Raw genomic sequence first — 15100 nt, forward strand, 5'->3', positions numbered from 1 at the left:
AGTGACGGAAGAAGGCCGCTAGACCAGCGGCTTGAGCGTCACCCACAGCGCGCCGCCGATCAGGCCGAGGAAGATCAGCCACCCGACCTGGTTGTTCGACCGGAACAGCCGCAGGCACTGGTCCGGATCGTTGATGTCCAGAACCGCGATCTGCCGGGCCATATGGGCGCCGGCGGCGATCAACCCGGCCAGCGCCACGACCGGTGCCTGCGCCGACGCGAAGGCGATGGCGAAGCAGATCAGCGTGCCGCCGTAGAGTCCCGCCAGCCACGCCTTGGTGTTGTCGCCGAACAGCCGTGCCGTCGAACGCACGCCGACAATGGCGTCGTCTTCCTTGTCCTGGTGCGCATAGATCGTGTCGTAGCCGATCACCCACAGGATCGAGCCGATATAGAGCATGATGGCGGGTCCATCGAGATCGCCAAACTCGACCGCCCATCCCATCAGCGCGCCCCAGGAAAAGGCAAGGCCGAGAAACAATTGCGGCCAGTTGGTTATCCGCTTCATGAATGGATAGACGGCGACGATGGCCAACGAACAGACGCCGAGCAGGATGGCGAAGCTGTTGAACTGGACGAGCACGGCAAGGCCGACCAGGGCCTGCAGCACGAGAAACAGCCAGGCCCGCCGGCGGGTGGTCTGGCCCGATGGTAACGGGCGCGAACGGGTGCGTTCGACCTGGTTGTCGATACCCTCGTCGACGATGTCGTTATAGGTGCAGCCGGCGCCGCGCATCGCGATGGCGCCGACCAGGAACAGCACGAGATACAATGGCGCGGGCAGCAGCGAGAGCAGCGGGTCGCCAGGCCGCGGATAGGCGCTGGCCGCCAGCGCCGCCGACCACCAGCACGGCCATAAGAGCAGCTGCCAGCCGATCGGCCTGTCCCATCGCGCAAGCTGCGCATAGGGCCAAACTTGGCGCGGCAGCACCCGGTAGACCCAATGGCCGTTCGGTGCATCGGCGACACGGCCCTGGGCCGCTTTCGACTGGATAGGTTCCATGTCCATGGAGTGGCAGCAGCCGCGGAAACCGTCAAGCGGCAACCTGACCGCGGCACGGCGCCGGGCGCTGTCGCTGCGCTGGGTCGGCGACGATGCCCATTATGTCGAGCGGCCGGGCCGCATGTCGCCGCCCTATTATGGCCACGGCATGCAGCCAGGCCAAAAACTGCGCGAGGACTGGTTTCCGGTCGTCTTTCCCGGCTGAAGCGAGCGCCAGAAGATCGGCGGCGTTGCCCGCCACCGGTTGTCGGCGGGGGTAACGTTCCCGTGCGCAAATCCCGGCAAAGCGCCCGGATGCCTTGACCCGTCGTCCAGAGAGCAATAGCGGGTTCTCTTGGAACAGTCGGTATCAAGAGGTGGCCATGAACGTTCTTCTTCTCGGCTCCGGCGGCCGCGAACATGCGCTCGCCTGGAAGATTGCCGCGTCGCCTCTGCTGGCCAAGCTCTATGCGGCCCCCGGCAATCCGGGCATCGGCAGTGAGGCCGAACTGGTGAAGCTGGACATTGCGGACCACGCCGCCATTGCCGCTTTCTGCAAGGACAAGAACATCGACCTTGTCGTGGTCGGGCCGGAAGGGCCGCTTGTCGCCGGCATCGCGGACGATCTGCGCGCCGAAAATATCCGCGTCTTCGGGCCTTCGAAGGCCGCCGCACGGCTGGAAGGCTCGAAGGGTTTTACCAAGGATCTCTGCGCCCGATATAACATCCCGACCGCCTCCTATGGCCGTTTCAGCGATCTCGCCTCCGCCAAGGCCTATGTCGAAAAGACTGGCGCGCCGATCGTCATCAAGGCCGACGGGCTGGCCGCCGGCAAGGGGGTCACTGTCGCCATGACGCTGGACGAGGCGCGGGCGGCCCTCGATGCCTGTTTCGAGGGCTCCTTCGGCGCAGCCGGCGCCGAGGTGGTGATCGAGGAATTCATGACCGGCGAGGAAGCGAGCTTCTTCTGCCTTTGCGACGGCACCACCGCGTTGCCCTTCGGCACCGCGCAGGATCACAAGCGCGTCGGCGATGGCGACGTCGGACCCAACACCGGCGGCATGGGCGCCTATTCGCCGGCCCTGGTGATGACGCCGGAGATGGTGGAGCGCACCATGCGCGAAATCATCGAACCGACCATGCGCGGCATGGCGGAACTCGGCGCGCCCTTCACCGGCATTCTCTTCGCCGGCCTGATGATCACGGATAACGGGCCGAAGCTGATCGAATACAACACCCGCTTCGGCGATCCGGAATGCCAGGTGCTGATGATGCGGCTGAAGGACGATCTGCTGGTGCTGCTCAACGCCGCGACCGACGGCCAGCTTGCGCATATGTCGGTGCGCTGGCGCGACGAGGCGGCGCTCACCGTGGTGATGGCGGCGAGAGGCTATCCCGGCACGCCGGAAAAAGGCTCCGTCATCCGCGGTGTCGAGGACGCCGCGGGCGAAGGTGTCCAGATATTCCATGCCGGTACGGCCATCAACGGCGGTGCGCTGGTTGCCAATGGCGGCCGCGTCCTCAATGTCGCGGCGACCGGCGCCACGGTCGGTGAGGCGCAGACGCGAGCCTATGCCGCGCTCGACCGGATCGACTGGCCGGACGGATTCTGCCGCCGCGACATCGGCTGGCAGGCGGTGGCGCGCGAGCGGGCGGGTTGACGTCCAGATGACAGCTTACTGCTGGCCGTGAGTGAGCTCGGTCGAAGCGGTGCTGACCGGGTCGGCGGCGGCAAACGCGGCGTCTAATTGCGCGGGTGAGCGCTGTCCGATCCGCTTCCAGGTGACATATTCGACGATGCCGAAGCCTGGCCGTCGCGGCACCGTCTTCACGACAGGCAGGCGGAACCCGTCGCGGAATTTTGACCAGCGCGAGCCGAGCACCGCGACCATTTCCTCCAATGTCGGCGGCGTCGCCACATCGGCATAAATGATGGTGGCCTTGCCGGCCAACGCCGCTTCCCTCGAGAGCGGCACCGGTACGCTGGCAAGATAGTCGGACGGCACGTCGATCAGCCCGCCGAAGGGCCACTGCTGGCGCAATGTGACGGCATCCGTCGGCACGACGTTGACGTCGATGTCGTCGGGCGTGCCGGCAACTCTGTAGGGGCAACGGAAGCGGCCGCAATTGGCCTGCGCCGAGAACTGCCAGAGCGCGTAGCCCCGCCAGTTGCCCATCGGAAAATGCACGTCGATGTCAGGCTTGTAGCGCGCGTACCAGAGCGGCAGCCGCGACAGGAGCCGGTATTTGTAGCGGTTGTCGGCGATGAACTGGGCGGTCTTGCCGTTGGTGTAGAGCACCGGGAATCGTCCAACGCGCCGATGCACCTGGCGCACGAATTCCTCGGCATCGTCGAGCGACATCCATTGCGAGGGATCGTTGCCTTCGAGGTCGAGAGCCATGAGATCGTCGGGCGCAGGATCGGCGAAATCGAGGAAATTGTTGGCCTGCTCGACCGGATTGCCGGGGCGGGCGAGGTGATAGGCACCCCATTTCAGTCCGAGCGCCTTGGCGACGACCCTGCGCGTCTGGAACAGTTCGCGTGTCACCGCGTGGCGTTTCCACAACGCTTTGCACAGCTTCACCTCGGTATCGCCGCCGGAGCAGAAATAGGGCGGCGGCATGCCGTCGGAAGCCTTGTTGATGAAGGCGACGATGCGCTTGTCGGTGGCAAGTTGTGCCCAGTCGATGGAATTGTATTCGTAGGCGTCGACGACCAGCGCGCGGTCGGCATTCTTCCACGGCTCGGAGAAGTCCGAGGCCTTGGCCGCCATCGACAGCGCCACGGTCGCCGCGAAAGCCAGAGGCATCAGTGCGTGTCGCCAGAAAATATACAGAGGTTTTAGAGAAGCGGCATGCCCAGGGAAAAAGGGTTTGACGAGCGTTGGCACAGCGCTCTTTGAATGGCGATGGAAACGCCTTGGCAATTTCAAAACAGGGAATCCCCGTTGATCAAAGGCAAATCCTGAACCGTCATGGTTAAGGAATGCTTCTCGATGCTGGGAACACCCCGTACCAGATTAGAACACACCGCCAATACCAATTCCGCCACTGATGTCGGGAGGGGGGGCGGCGGGACGCGACGATGGCGAACGCGAGGGCGTGGAGGTCTTTCGGCTCGCCGCTCCCTTTTTGCGCAGCGGAGCGGCGTCCGACGCGACCTTCGCCGGCTTGACCTTCACGATGACCGGATCTTTGCAGACACGGCCGGAGTGCAAGAAGAGATCGCCCAGAAGTTCAACCGTTGGCTCGGTCGCCGACGCGGCCCGCTTGGTGTTCCTGTAGTAATTGTTGAGAGCTTGGACCGACTGCTTGCCCCAGTCCCCATCGACTGTCATGCGATAGCAGCCCAAGCGGCGCAATTCCGTCTGGATGTTGCGTGCGAGGTCGGTCGCTTTCGCAGGGCCCGGCTCACCTGCCGATGTGCCGACGATCAACGTTTCAAGACCGGAAACCACGCTTTGCCGGGCTCCTTCAAGGCTGGCAAGCTGCGTACCTGCCGGTTCCGGCGAAGCGCCGGGCGGGACTGAAATTTCGGCCGATCGCAATGTTTGTCCCACGATAAGCACGGCGGTCTGTAGGTCGTTGGAAGCAAGCTCGACCTGCAGTTTTTTCTTGGCGGCCGGATCCGAGAGAATGCGAGACAGGCTGGCGCTCAACTGAGCCGGGTCGAGCTCTTGTTGCTCGGTGAAATAGAACTGCTCACGAAGGTTCGACTGGTCCCATGGAACCTGACGACCTGCGGTGAGTGCCTCGGTCTCGTTGCGAACGCGGATCATCATATCCGAGATGCTGAGCCCGGGAATCTCCACGTTCCTCAACAGGGCTGTGGTAAAGGGGCTGTTGTCCCCCGAGCCATCGGCCGTGATGTTGCCTGGCTGGGTCGCGAAGGCAACAAACGTGTTTTCGCCCACTTCGACCTGGGCAAGGCCATCCATGATGCTGGCGCCTTTGCCGACCGGGTTGTTCCGGCAAGCGTCAAGAAAAATAAATGTCTGCCTCTCCCGGTTGGAAAATTTTGCGATCACGTCGTTTAGCCTGATCGCGCCCGCGGTCAGTTTTTCCAGGGTTACGGGATCGGGTGTATCGACAGGCAGGAGATAGTTCTCTCCCTGCAACTGAACGCCGTGACCGGCGTAGAAGATCACCACAGCGCTGGCGGTTGCGAGTTTGCTGTCGGCCCTGTCAAAGAGCTTGGCAAACCCGTCCGACGAAAGATCGAGCCCCGTCAGCACGTCGAAATTCAGCCTTTTCAGACTTTCGGAGAGTTGTGTGGCGTCGTTTACCGCATTGGTCAAATGTTGAAGGCGGGTGCTTCGGTAATGCGAATTGCCAATGACGATGGCAAGCCGCTTGCTTGGCTTTGACGCAAGCACTTCCTCGACCGCGGCTTGGGCACCCATCGAGCCGAAAAACACGACCAGCAGAACCGCAGCAAAGTGCCGGAAGAAACTGTAGGTCATGTCACGGGCTCGTTTCAGCTGCGACAACGTTCGCGCCGTCGAAGTGTCCGTCCGGCTGATGCGCCGTCCCCTCGGACGGCGGAAACCCATATCTCCGAAGACCACTGAATTTTACACCACAAACCGCCTCAAAGAAAGGGCGAGGGTCTCGCGACCGCGTTTGATCGGCCGAGCGGGGCGGCGCGAACCATCGTCTTACACGTGCTTCAAAAGGCTCGCTTGGCAAGCACCCCAGCCGCCCGGCATGCGGAAGCCGATTCGATGCGAAACCATATCTTCCCAGGGCATAACCTGTCATAATCGTCATAGTGCGATCGCAGTATGCTGAGCGCGCACGCTGAAGCCGGATGGATATTTTGAATATCGTCGGCGAATTGCATCCCTGATTATTATTGTCTTACTTGTAATAAAGAGGGGAAATGACAATGATAGCAAGGAAATGGTATTTTGACCCGGTCAACGCGATTGCGCTCTCGATCGGTGCTATGTTCGTCCTCCTGCCTTCGAAGGCAGCCGCCTGCATTTTCGTTGGTGAGGGAACTGTTCTGTCAGGGCAGTGCTATCTCAACGGCATAGCCAACGGCGCGGTTGTCGACACGTCCCTCGATGCGCTTCTGGGTGTTGTCGATGACGCAATCGAGTCAGATGTCGGCCTTGCGAACGGGCCCCCGCAAGCTCTGTCGACGCCGTTCGGCGTCTTCGCTTCCGGCCAGTTGGCGCACACGGAGCACGACGGCTTCACGATTTCACGGGGACCGATCGTGACCACCGGACCGGACTTCGACGTTGACGAATTTTCCGCTGCGGTCAGCGTGGACTTCAACGCTGCAAAGCATTTCGGTTTCGACAATGAGCACGGACTAAACTTGGGTCTGTTTGGCGGTTATGCATCGGCCAAGGTAGACGCCAATGCGCTCGGTTTCTTTCCTCCTAACGGCGAAGCCACCAACAGAAGCGGTATGTTCGGCGGTTATGGACTCTATCGTCGCGGCACCAGCTATATGCTTGTGGCTGCATCGGCGTTCCTCGGCAACACCGATGTCGAAAGCACAGGCCTCGGCTCCGGCGCGTATGACACACAAGGCTACGCCGTAACGGGGTCGATCGGCCACATCTTCAACTTGACCGATCGGGTGCGCTTCGATCTGCGTGGTGGATTGCTTGGTGTTAGTTTCACCGGCGACGAATACACGGACAGTTCTGGCGTTTCGTACGGAAAAAGCCGCCTGTCATTTGGCGCAATCAAGTTCGAACCTGGAGTTTATGCCGATTATCAACTCGGGAACGGTATGGTGATCAGCCCTTACGTGCGAGCCGATCTGCAGCAGCGCTTCGGCTATTCAAACACCGCGAGCGTATCCGGTATCGAGAGTAATTTCGAAGATGCGGACTTCTCGGCGGCGGTGTCGGCAGGCTTCAATCTGAAAATGTCCCAATCGACCACCGTCAGCAGTGAGATTCGGGGCAAGTGGTCCCAAGACAGTTCGACCGTCAGTGGCAAGCTGGGCGTAAAGATCGCCTTCTGAACATAGACGACTGGATGGTCATTTCCGTGGCCGGCAACGCAAGATGCTTGGCGGACGATTATCTGGCTAGCGCCGGATGCCCGGCGGAAATTCAATCGGTCGGGCGCGGGCTCCTGCTGCAGCGTGCGTTCGGCGGCGCGCTTGTGGTGGTGGGCCAACGAGCGTTGCGGCGAGCACAATATGCCGCGATCCGACCCGTAGGCCGCACCATGTTCCCGCCTGCCCTCATGGTACCAGACCCGGTGCGCGATAGGGCAGGCCGCATTCGATGCAGCGGTAAGCGTCGGGTCTGGCGAGCATGAGATGTTCCGGTCGGCTGGTTCTGGTCTCGCCGGTCGACTTGATCCGGCTTCGACGGAATTTAGGCCAGCGCGATTGCAAAATCCGCGTGACAAAGTTTGACGTTTACGTAAAAAGAAGATGGGAGACCGCCCAAAGGCGGATGGTTTTGCGGCGGTACTGGCTCTAGGGTCGGCGAGGCCGATGCATCAGGAGGATCGAGCGGCATGTATCGGGCACCGGTCGAGGACATCGCGTTCACGCTGAAGCACGTGGCCGGCATGAAGCCAGCGCTCGATGCCGGCACGTTCGGCGATCTCGGCGAGGATCTGGTCGATGCCGTTCTTGGCGAGGCCGGCCGTTTCGCCACCGAGGAGGTGGCACCCCTCTACAAGATCGGCGACGAACAAGGTGCCGTGCTGAAGGACGCTGCCGTCACGATGCCGCCGGGCTGGAAGGAACTCTATCGCCGTTGGATCGACGGCGGCTGGAACGCGCTGTCCGGACCTGAGGAATATGGCGGACAGGCGCTGCCGACCATGCTCGGTGTCGCCGCGCTCGAAATGTGGAATTCCGCCGCCATGGCCTTTGGCATCGGCCCGACGCTGACCATGGGCGCCGTCGAAGCGCTGGACAAGCATGCCTCCGAAGAGCTCAAGGCGAAATATCTCGCAAAGCTCGTCTCCGGCGAATGGATGGGCACGATGAACCTGACCGAGCCGCAGGCCGGCTCGGACCTCAACGCGCTCCGCGCTCGCGCCGAGCCCGCCGGCGACGGCACCTACCGCATCTTCGGCCAGAAGATCTTCATCACCTATGGCGAGCACGACTTCACCGACAACATCATCCATCTGGTGCTGGCGCGGTTGCCGGATGCTCCCGCCGGCACGCGCGGCATCTCGCTGTTCCTGGTGCCGAAATTCCTGATCGAAGAGGATGGCTCGCTCGGTGCCCGCAACGACGTCTTCTGTTCCGGCCTCGAGCACAAGCTCGGCATCCATGCTTCGCCGACCTGCACCATGATCTATGGCGATGGTTTCCAGGGCGCCAAACCTGGCGCCATCGGCTGGCTGATCGGCGAGGAGAATAAGGGCCTGGCCTGCATGTTCACCATGATGAACAATGCGCGTCTGGCCGTCGGCATGCAGGGCGTAGCCGTCGCGGAAGCCGCCACGCAGAAGGCGATCGCCTATGCCAATGAGCGCCGCCAGGGCAAGGCATCAGATTATGCCGGGTCCGGCAAGGCGCCGATCGTCCATCACCCCGACGTGCAGCGCAACCTCTTGACGATGCGGGCGCTGACCCAGGTCGCGCGCGCCATCAGCTATTCCTGCGCGCACGCCATCGACCGCGCCCGCGTCGCCGAGGGCGAGGCTGCCGCCAACTGGCGCGACCGCGCCAATCTACTGACGCCCCTTGCGAAAGCCTTTTCGACCGATGTCGGCGTCGAGGTCGCCTCGCTTGGTGTCCAGGTGCATGGCGGCATGGGCTTCATCGAGGAGACGGGCGCGGCAGCGCTCTATCGCGATGCGCGCATCGCGCCGATCTACGAAGGCACCAACGGCATCCAGGCAATCGACCTCGTGTCGCGAAAACTGCCGCTCGGCGGGGGCGAACATGTGCATTTCTACATCGGCGAGCTGAAAGCAGTCGCCGATGCGGTCCGCACCTCCAACATCGAGGGCTTTGGCCGCACCGCGGACAATCTCGACCGGGCGCTTGCCGATCTCGACGAGGCGACGCGCTTCCTGCAGGAACTGTTGGCCAACGGCTCAACTGACGCGGCGCTTGCCGGCGCCACGCCCTATCTCAGGCTGATCTCATTCGCCGCCGGCGGCGCCTATCTGGCGCAAGGCGGGCTTGCCGACCGTGGCCGCATCGCCCTTTGCCGCTTCTTTGCCGAAAACCTGCTTGGCGAAACGCGCGCCTTGAAGGAGCGCGTCATCAATGGTGCCGAAAGCCTGGCCGCTGCCGGCAAGTCGCTGATATCGACCTGAAACATTCCAACGCTCGAAGGGACTATCGTGACAGACCATATCCTCGTTGAGCGCCAGGGCGCCGTCCAGATCATCCGCATGAACCGCCCGGACAAGAAGAACGCGCTGACGCGCGCCATGTATGCGAAAATGTCGGCGGCTCTTGCCGAAGGCGACGTCGATCCGGCGATCCGCGTCCATGTCTTTCTCGGTGTGCCCGGCGCTTTCTCTTCCGGCAACGACCTTGCCGATTTCATGATTGTCGCCACAGGCGGCGACGGCGGCACGGAAGTCTGGGATTTCCTGATGGCGCTGGCCAGGGTCGAGAAGCCCATCGTTTCCGGTGTCGACGGCATCGCGGTTGGCATCGGCACCACGATCAACCTGCATTGCGACCTGACCTTCGCCACGTCGCGCACCCTGTTCAGGACGCCCTTCGTCGATCTCGGCCTAGTGCCCGAGGCTGGGTCCAGCCTGTTGGCGCCGCGCATCCTGGGGCAGCAAGGCGCTTTCGCCCTGCTCGGCCTCGGCGAGGGTTTTTCGGCCGAGCGGGCGAAGGCTGCCGGGTTGATCTACGATGTGGTCGAGGAGAGCGCCCTGGAGGCCTCGGCCCTGGCTGCCGCTCGCCAGATCGCCGCCAAGCCGCCGCAGGCGCTGAAGATCGCGCGTGACCTGATGCGCGGCTCGCGCGACGACCTCGTCGCCCGCATCGGCGTGGAAAGCGCGCATTTTCGCGAGCGGCTGAAGTCCGATGAGGCGCGCGAGGCGCTCACCGCGTTCATGACCAGAAAGAAGGGTTGAGAGCCCTTTTCAGGGATAAAGCCGCGTCTTATCCCAACCACCCTTGGCGTTGCGCGAAAAGACCATCCGGTCATGCAGCCTGAACGGCTTGTCCTGCCAGAACTCGATGGTCTTCGGCACGATGCGGAAGCCCGACCAGTGCTTCGGGCGGGGGATCTCGCCGATGGCGTAACGGGCCGTGTATTCGGCGACGGCTTTCTCCAAGGCGAAGCGGCTTTCCAGCGGCCGCGACTGTTTCGAGGCCCAGGCGCCGATGCGGCTGCCGCGCGGCCGCGTCGCGTAATAGGCGTCGGCCTCGGCATCGGTGACGATCTCCACCGGACCGCGCACGCGCACCTGGCGGCGCAGCGATTTCCAATGGAAACACATCGCCGCCTTCATGCTGCCCAGAATTTCCTGGCCCTTGGCGCTTTCGAAATTCGTGTAGAACACAAAGCCGCTTTCATCGAACCCCTTGAGCAGCACCATCCGCACATCCGGCATGCCCTCGGTATCGACGGTTGCCAGCGCTACGCCGTTGGCATCGTTGACTTCGCTTTTCGTGGCGTCCTCCAGCCATGCGGCAAAGAGGCGAAACGGCTCGGCCGCATCGGTAAAGTCACTGGTTGTTAACTCTGTGTCACTCATAGTTTTTCTCAAATTGTCACTAAGCCGGGGAGGTTGCCGATTGTCGCGTATCGCGCAAGCTTTTGACAGCAGGCAATGGGGCGTTATCGCTTCGGCCAGCGCGAAAGCCGCGATCGTCTCAATCGCCCTGCCGCTTGCCGGCTGTGGCGCGGGTGGCTTCAGCCTGGAGAAAGCCGAGGTCGACCGCTCGATCCTGACCAGCGGCACATCGACTTTGGCCAAGCCGGCCGATTCGGATCGCGACTCCGACCAGACGACGATCGGCAATGCGGTGTCTTCCGCCGACATCGTACAGCTCGGCGGCCAGGCCGTGCCATGGGCGAATGCCGGCACCGGGTCGCGCGGCTCCATCATTGAGCTGGCGGAATTGAAGGACAGGGGCCAGACCTGCCGTCGCTTCAAGGCTTCGCGCGAAAGCTTTGATGGCGTTGCCATGTTCGAGGGCGAACTCTGCCTCGCCGGCGCCGGCGGCTGGCGCATGCAGGGCTTCAAGGCGCTCTGATTTTCCGCCTTTGGTGTGACAGTCCGCTACTGGAATTTCTTCCTATGCAAGCGCATATAGGGGGCAAGTATGGACTCACTCCTTCCCCAGGGCAGAAAGCATGCGCGACCCGTATGAGGTGCTGGGCGTTGCAAAGAACGCATCGGCCAAGGACATAAAATCGGCGTACCGGAAACTCGCCAAGAAACATCATCCGGACCAGAATCCGAATGATCCCAAGGCAAAGGACCGTTTTGCCGCGGCCAATCAGGCCTATGAGATCGTCGGCGACGAGAAGACACGCGCCGCTTTCGATCGCGGCGAGATCGATGCCGACGGCAAGCCGCGCTTCCAGGGCTTTGAAGGCGCCGCAGGTGGCGGCGACCCCTTTGCCGGGTTCCGTCGCCAGCAGCAGGGGCCCGGCGGTTCGCGATTCGAGTTCCGCTCCGGGCGGCCAGGCGGTGATCCGTTCGACGGCAACAGCGACATCTTCAGCCAGATTTTCGGCGACGCCTTTTCGGGCGCGCGCGGCGCCGGCATGGGCGACCGCCGCCAGCCGGCCACCGCTGCCGATCTGAACGTCACGCTCGACATCACCATCGAGGAAGCGGCGAACGCCGAAAAGGTGACGGCGATGTTCCCGGATGGCCGCAAGGTGGCGGTCAAACTGCCGGTCTTCGTCGAGGATGGCCAGACCATCCGGTTGAAGGGGCAAGGCGAGCAGGGGCCGGGCCAGCCCGGCGACGCGCTGGTCAAGATCCATATCCGCCGGCATCCGCGTTACCGTATCGAGGGCCGCGACCTGCATGCCGATCTGCCGGTGTCGCTGGCGGATGCGGTGCTGGGCGCCAAGGTGCCGGTCGAGACGCCAACAGGCAGGCTCGCGGTCAACGTTCCCGCCTGGTCGAGTTCGGACAAGGTGCTGCGCCTCAAGGGCAGGGGCCTGCCGGAAAAAGCCGGCGGTCACGGCGATCTCTACGCCCATGTGCGCATCATGCTGCCGGAGGGTGGTGACAGCGCTCTGGAAGCGATGCTGCGTGGCCAAAAAGGCTGATCGCGACTTTTGTCCCCCGAACTGTCCTGTTTGAGCGCTTGAAGGGGCCCTGTGCCTGTGCGATAGGGCTCTCCACAAAGCAGATACTCTTGCGGAGAGCACGCACATGGCGGGTGGACAGGGCCTGATGGCCGGCAAGCGCGGCCTGATTCTGGGCGTCGCGAACAACAGGTCGATCGCTTTCGGCATCGCCAAGGCATGCGCCGACCATGGCGCCGAGATCGCGCTGACCTATCAGGGCGAGGCGTTCAAAAAGCGTGTCGAACCGTTGGCGGCGGAACTGGGCGCCTATGTCGCCGGCCATTGCGATGTCACCGATCCGGCGAGCCTCGACGAGGTCTTCGCCAATGTCGCCAAGCATTGGGGCAAGCTCGACTTCCTCGTCCATGCGATCGCATTTTCCGACAAGGACGAACTGACCGGCCGCTATGTCGAGACGACGCGCGACAACTTCCTGCGCACCATGGACATTTCGGTGTTTTCCTTCACCACCATCGCCAAGCGCGCCGAGGCGCTGATGACCGAGGGCGGTTCACTGCTGACGCTCACCTATTATGGCGCCGAGAAGGTGATGCCGCACTACAATGTCATGGGTGTTGCCAAGGCCGCGCTCGAGGCCAGCGTGCGTTACCTTGCCGTCGATCTCGGCGCCAAGAAGATCCGCGTCAACGCAATCTCGGCCGGCCCGATCAAGACGCTGGCCGCATCCGGCATCGGCGACTTCCGCTACATCCTGAAGTGGAACGAATACAATTCACCACTGAAGCAGACGGTCACGCAGGAAGAGGTCGGCGATTCCGGCGTCTATTTCCTGTCCGACCTGTCGCGTGGCGTGACCGGCGAAGTGCATCACGTCGATTCCGGCTATCACGTGGTCGGCATGAAGGCGGTCGACGCGCCTGATATTTCGACGGTCAAGGAATAGCTTTCCCGCCAATCCTCCGCCTAGGCCCAGGCCTCACCTCCGGAAGACCTGATGTACCCGCTGGTTTACATCGTGCGCCACGGCCAGACCGCGTGGAATGCCGAGGCCCGGCTTCAGGGTCAGGCCGACACCGATCTCAATGAGCTCGGCCGCCAACAGGCCACCGGAAACGGGAATCGGTTGGCCGGCCTCGTCCACAAGCCGGAGGATTTCGATTTCATCGCCAGCCCGATGAGGCGGACGCGCGAAACGATGGAGCGCATCCGCGTCGCGATGAAGCTCGATCCGCTCGCCTATCGAACCGATCCCGATCTCGTTGAAGTCAATTTCGGCGATTGGCAGGGGTTCACCTTTGCCGAGCTCGAGACACGCTATCCCCGTGCGAAGAAGACTCGCGCTTTGGATAAATGGAACTTCCAGCCGCCCGGCGAAGGTGCCGAGAGCTACCAGATGCTGCTTGAACGGGTGAAGCCCCGATTCGACGCGCTCGACCACAACACGATCTGCGTGACGCATGGCGGCGTCATGCGGACCTTGTTTCGCTTCGTGCTTGAGATGCCCGAGGACGAGGCCGCGAACCTGGAGATACCGCACGATCGCGTGCTCCGGCTGCAGGGTGAATGCCTGGAGTGGCTGTAGCTGTCCTGGCTATGATGGTTATTCATCCGAGGTTGAGCGCGGTCGCCCGGATGAACGTATCATTCGAGGTAGGTCACCACACCCGTTTCAAGATCGTAGATCGCCGCGACGATCTTCAGCTTCCCGGTCCCGGTGAGACCGGCCAAGAGCTTGCTTGAAACGGCAAGGCGCCTCGCGGTCCGCCTTGCGCTCTCCTTAGCCGTGTTGTCGACAAAATCGCCCGCCTCGCTCCGCACCGCGATTGCCGCCGGCAAGATCGGCTCGATCATCGGACCGATCGCGCCCGGATAAGTGGCGTTCTTGGTGACCACGTCGCAAGCCGCCTTGACCGCACCGCAGCTTGTGTGCGCGAGGACGACGATCAACGGCGAACCGAGTACCTCCGCGCCATATTCGACCGTGCCGAGCGTCGCGGTGTCGACGAGGTTGCCAGCATTCCGGGCGACGAACAGTTCTCCAACGCCGTGGCCGCCGAAAATCAGCTCCGGCGGAACGCGACTGTCGGCGCAACTGATGACCGTGGCCCAAGGCGCCTGGTGTGTAGCGACAGCATTCCGCTGCGCGGCAAGGTCAATCGAACAGAGTTCCGGATGGCTGACATAGCGTTCGTTGCCGGACTTCAACGCGGCCAACGCTTCATCGGGAGGCAGAGGCGTCGCAGTGCCCTCGGCCGCGCGCGCCGGCCAGACCGCTCCGCCAAAACCGGTCGCGACGAGCCCCGCGCCGACCTTGAGGAAATCCCTCCGGCGGATCCCTTCGCCCTCGCAGTCGCTGCACATTGTCCTGCTCCCGCCGCCGATCCAGCCGATGGCTGGATCCGTGAGCTGAGACTGCTACCAACGAGTTGCATTAGCAAGTGCTAACTCTCGTCCGGTCCATCCGGGAGCTCGATTCCGAGCCTGTCGAAATGGATCTGGCCGTGCGAAGCCGGAGGCTCCTATTCGGTGTCCGGCAATTCCATGTCGGTGACGACGTTTTCGCCATTGGTCACGTCATAGGCAATGACGACGTCCATGCCCGGCTTCAGCGAGTCGAGATCGGTCTCGGCGTTCAGCTTGTAGGATTTGCCGTCATCCAGCGTCAGGGTCAGCGCGTCCTTGTCGATCTTCTTGATCAGGCCTTCGGTCTGCCCGGCGAAAGCGGCGGTGGAAAGCAGCAGTATGGCGGCAACAGCGCCAATCAGGGTACGCATCATCGTCCTCTTTGGTCATTGCGCCGGCACGGTGGCGGCGGATCCTCAACGGCGAATGGAGCAGAGCAGAAACCAACCGAATGTGTCAAAACTAAATCCGCCAGATCACAGTTTGACCCCTGTGGAAAACGCCAATAGAAGGCAGACTTCAGTCGG

Annotated in this window: 14 protein-coding genes and 2 pseudogenes; 9 read left to right on the plus strand and 7 right to left on the minus strand. The window is 62.6% G+C overall.

Features of this window, described 5'->3' with window-relative positions; translation table 11 throughout:
- Nucleotides 1-18 precede the first annotated feature (18 nt).
- Nucleotides 19-1002 (minus strand): 4-hydroxybenzoate octaprenyltransferase, encoded by a 984-nt coding sequence (gene ubiA, locus FJ548_RS02485; protein ID WP_181168700.1) that lies wholly within the window; start codon nucleotides 1000-1002, stop codon nucleotides 19-21.
- Between the two features lie 37 nt (nucleotides 1003-1039).
- Here ubiA and FJ548_RS02490 point away from each other — a divergent pair.
- Both FJ548_RS02490 and purD read left to right on the plus strand, forming a co-directional pair.
- Nucleotides 1040-1207: pseudogene (locus tag FJ548_RS02490) on the plus strand (phytanoyl-CoA dioxygenase); the annotation flags it as partial.
- A gap of 157 nt (nucleotides 1208-1364) precedes the next feature.
- Nucleotides 1365-2642: a phosphoribosylamine--glycine ligase gene (gene purD, locus FJ548_RS02495; RefSeq protein WP_140776640.1), complete on the plus strand. Its 1278-nt coding sequence runs from the start codon at nucleotides 1365-1367 to the stop codon at nucleotides 2640-2642.
- A gap of 15 nt (nucleotides 2643-2657) precedes the next feature.
- On the opposite strand, the gene FJ548_RS02500 is transcribed toward purD, so the two are convergent.
- Nucleotides 2658-3791: a glycoside hydrolase family 25 protein gene (locus FJ548_RS02500; protein ID WP_181168690.1), complete on the minus strand. Its 1134-nt coding sequence runs from the start codon at nucleotides 3789-3791 to the stop codon at nucleotides 2658-2660.
- 210 nt (nucleotides 3792-4001) lie between these two features.
- Nucleotides 4002-5444 (minus strand): caspase family protein, encoded by a 1443-nt coding sequence (locus tag FJ548_RS02505; protein ID WP_140776644.1) that lies wholly within the window; start codon nucleotides 5442-5444, stop codon nucleotides 4002-4004.
- A gap of 425 nt (nucleotides 5445-5869) precedes the next feature.
- Between FJ548_RS02505 and FJ548_RS02510 the strand changes: the two genes are divergently transcribed.
- Nucleotides 5870-6970 carry an autotransporter domain-containing protein gene (locus FJ548_RS02510; protein WP_246678541.1) on the plus strand — a complete coding sequence of 367 codons (1101 nt, stop codon included), beginning with the start codon at nucleotides 5870-5872 and terminating at the stop codon, nucleotides 6968-6970.
- A gap of 98 nt (nucleotides 6971-7068) precedes the next feature.
- On the opposite strand, the pseudogene FJ548_RS30260 reads toward FJ548_RS02510, so the two are convergent.
- A pseudogene (locus FJ548_RS30260) lies at nucleotides 7069-7270 on the minus strand (hypothetical protein); the annotation flags it as partial.
- 206 nt (nucleotides 7271-7476) lie between these two features.
- On the opposite strand from FJ548_RS30260, the gene FJ548_RS02520 reads away from it, so the two are divergent.
- Nucleotides 7477-9246 (plus strand): acyl-CoA dehydrogenase, encoded by a 1770-nt coding sequence (locus FJ548_RS02520; RefSeq protein WP_140776648.1) that lies wholly within the window; start codon nucleotides 7477-7479, stop codon nucleotides 9244-9246.
- 27 nt (nucleotides 9247-9273) lie between these two features.
- Nucleotides 9274-10026, plus strand: coding sequence for a crotonase/enoyl-CoA hydratase family protein (locus FJ548_RS02525; RefSeq protein WP_140611090.1), 753 nt, complete (start codon nucleotides 9274-9276; stop codon nucleotides 10024-10026).
- Nucleotides 10027-10035: 9 nt separating this feature from the next.
- On the opposite strand, the gene pdxH is transcribed toward FJ548_RS02525, so the two are convergent.
- Nucleotides 10036-10653: a pyridoxamine 5'-phosphate oxidase gene (gene pdxH, locus FJ548_RS02530; protein ID WP_140611092.1), complete on the minus strand. Its 618-nt coding sequence runs from the start codon at nucleotides 10651-10653 to the stop codon at nucleotides 10036-10038.
- A gap of 40 nt (nucleotides 10654-10693) precedes the next feature.
- Between pdxH and FJ548_RS02535 the strand changes: the two genes are divergently transcribed.
- From FJ548_RS02535 to FJ548_RS02550, 4 genes are all read left to right on the plus strand, one after another.
- Entirely contained in the window at nucleotides 10694-11155 is a 462-nt protein-coding gene (locus FJ548_RS02535) for an RT0821/Lpp0805 family surface protein (RefSeq protein WP_140611094.1), read from the plus strand.
- A 100-nt stretch (nucleotides 11156-11255) separates the two neighbouring features.
- Complete coding sequence (locus FJ548_RS02540; RefSeq protein WP_140611096.1) at nucleotides 11256-12188, plus strand: DnaJ C-terminal domain-containing protein; 933 nt, start codon at nucleotides 11256-11258, stop codon at nucleotides 12186-12188.
- Between the two features lie 106 nt (nucleotides 12189-12294).
- Complete coding sequence (gene fabI, locus FJ548_RS02545) at nucleotides 12295-13113, plus strand: enoyl-ACP reductase FabI (protein WP_140611098.1); 819 nt, start codon at nucleotides 12295-12297, stop codon at nucleotides 13111-13113.
- A 51-nt stretch (nucleotides 13114-13164) separates the two neighbouring features.
- Entirely contained in the window at nucleotides 13165-13752 is a 588-nt protein-coding gene (locus FJ548_RS02550; protein WP_140611100.1) for a histidine phosphatase family protein, read from the plus strand.
- A 59-nt stretch (nucleotides 13753-13811) separates the two neighbouring features.
- Here the strand turns inward: FJ548_RS02550 and FJ548_RS02555 are convergent, their stop codons facing one another.
- The gene (locus tag FJ548_RS02555) at nucleotides 13812-14531 is read right to left on the minus strand and encodes a carbonic anhydrase (protein WP_140611102.1); all 720 of its coding nucleotides are present in this window, start codon (nucleotides 14529-14531) and stop codon (nucleotides 13812-13814) included.
- A 158-nt stretch (nucleotides 14532-14689) separates the two neighbouring features.
- A complete protein-coding gene (locus FJ548_RS02560; protein WP_140611134.1) occupies nucleotides 14690-14944 on the minus strand; it encodes a DUF1344 domain-containing protein in 255 nt (84 codons plus the stop codon).
- Nucleotides 14945-15100 lie beyond the last annotated feature (156 nt).

This window comes from Mesorhizobium sp. B2-4-17 (assembly GCF_006441275.1).
GTDB lineage: Bacteria > Pseudomonadota > Alphaproteobacteria > Rhizobiales > Rhizobiaceae > Mesorhizobium.

Excerpts from the sequence above, each read along its gene's own strand:
- FJ548_RS02560 (WP_140611134.1), bottom strand. The coding sequence starts at position 14,944 with ATGCGTACCCTGATTGGCGCTGTTGCCGCCATACTGCTGCTTTCCACC.
- FJ548_RS02555 (WP_140611102.1), bottom strand. The coding sequence starts at position 14,531 with ATGTGCAGCGACTGCGAGGGCGAAGGGATCCGCCGGAGGGATTTCCTC.
- fabI (WP_140611098.1), top strand. The coding sequence starts at position 12,295 with ATGGCGGGTGGACAGGGCCTGATGGCCGGCAAGCGCGGCCTGATTCTG.
- FJ548_RS02520 (WP_140776648.1), top strand. The coding sequence starts at position 7,477 with ATGTATCGGGCACCGGTCGAGGACATCGCGTTCACGCTGAAGCACGTG.
- pdxH (WP_140611092.1), bottom strand. The coding sequence starts at position 10,653 with ATGAGTGACACAGAGTTAACAACCAGTGACTTTACCGATGCGGCCGAG.
- FJ548_RS02550 (WP_140611100.1), top strand. The coding sequence starts at position 13,165 with ATGTACCCGCTGGTTTACATCGTGCGCCACGGCCAGACCGCGTGGAAT.
- ubiA (WP_181168700.1), bottom strand. The coding sequence starts at position 1,002 with ATGGAACCTATCCAGTCGAAAGCGGCCCAGGGCCGTGTCGCCGATGCA.
- purD (WP_140776640.1), top strand. The coding sequence starts at position 1,365 with ATGAACGTTCTTCTTCTCGGCTCCGGCGGCCGCGAACATGCGCTCGCC.
- FJ548_RS02540 (WP_140611096.1), top strand. The coding sequence starts at position 11,256 with ATGCGCGACCCGTATGAGGTGCTGGGCGTTGCAAAGAACGCATCGGCC.
- FJ548_RS02505 (WP_140776644.1), bottom strand. The coding sequence starts at position 5,444 with ATGACCTACAGTTTCTTCCGGCACTTTGCTGCGGTTCTGCTGGTCGTG.
- FJ548_RS02510 (WP_246678541.1), top strand. The coding sequence starts at position 5,870 with ATGATAGCAAGGAAATGGTATTTTGACCCGGTCAACGCGATTGCGCTC.
- FJ548_RS02500 (WP_181168690.1), bottom strand. The coding sequence starts at position 3,791 with ATGCCTCTGGCTTTCGCGGCGACCGTGGCGCTGTCGATGGCGGCCAAG.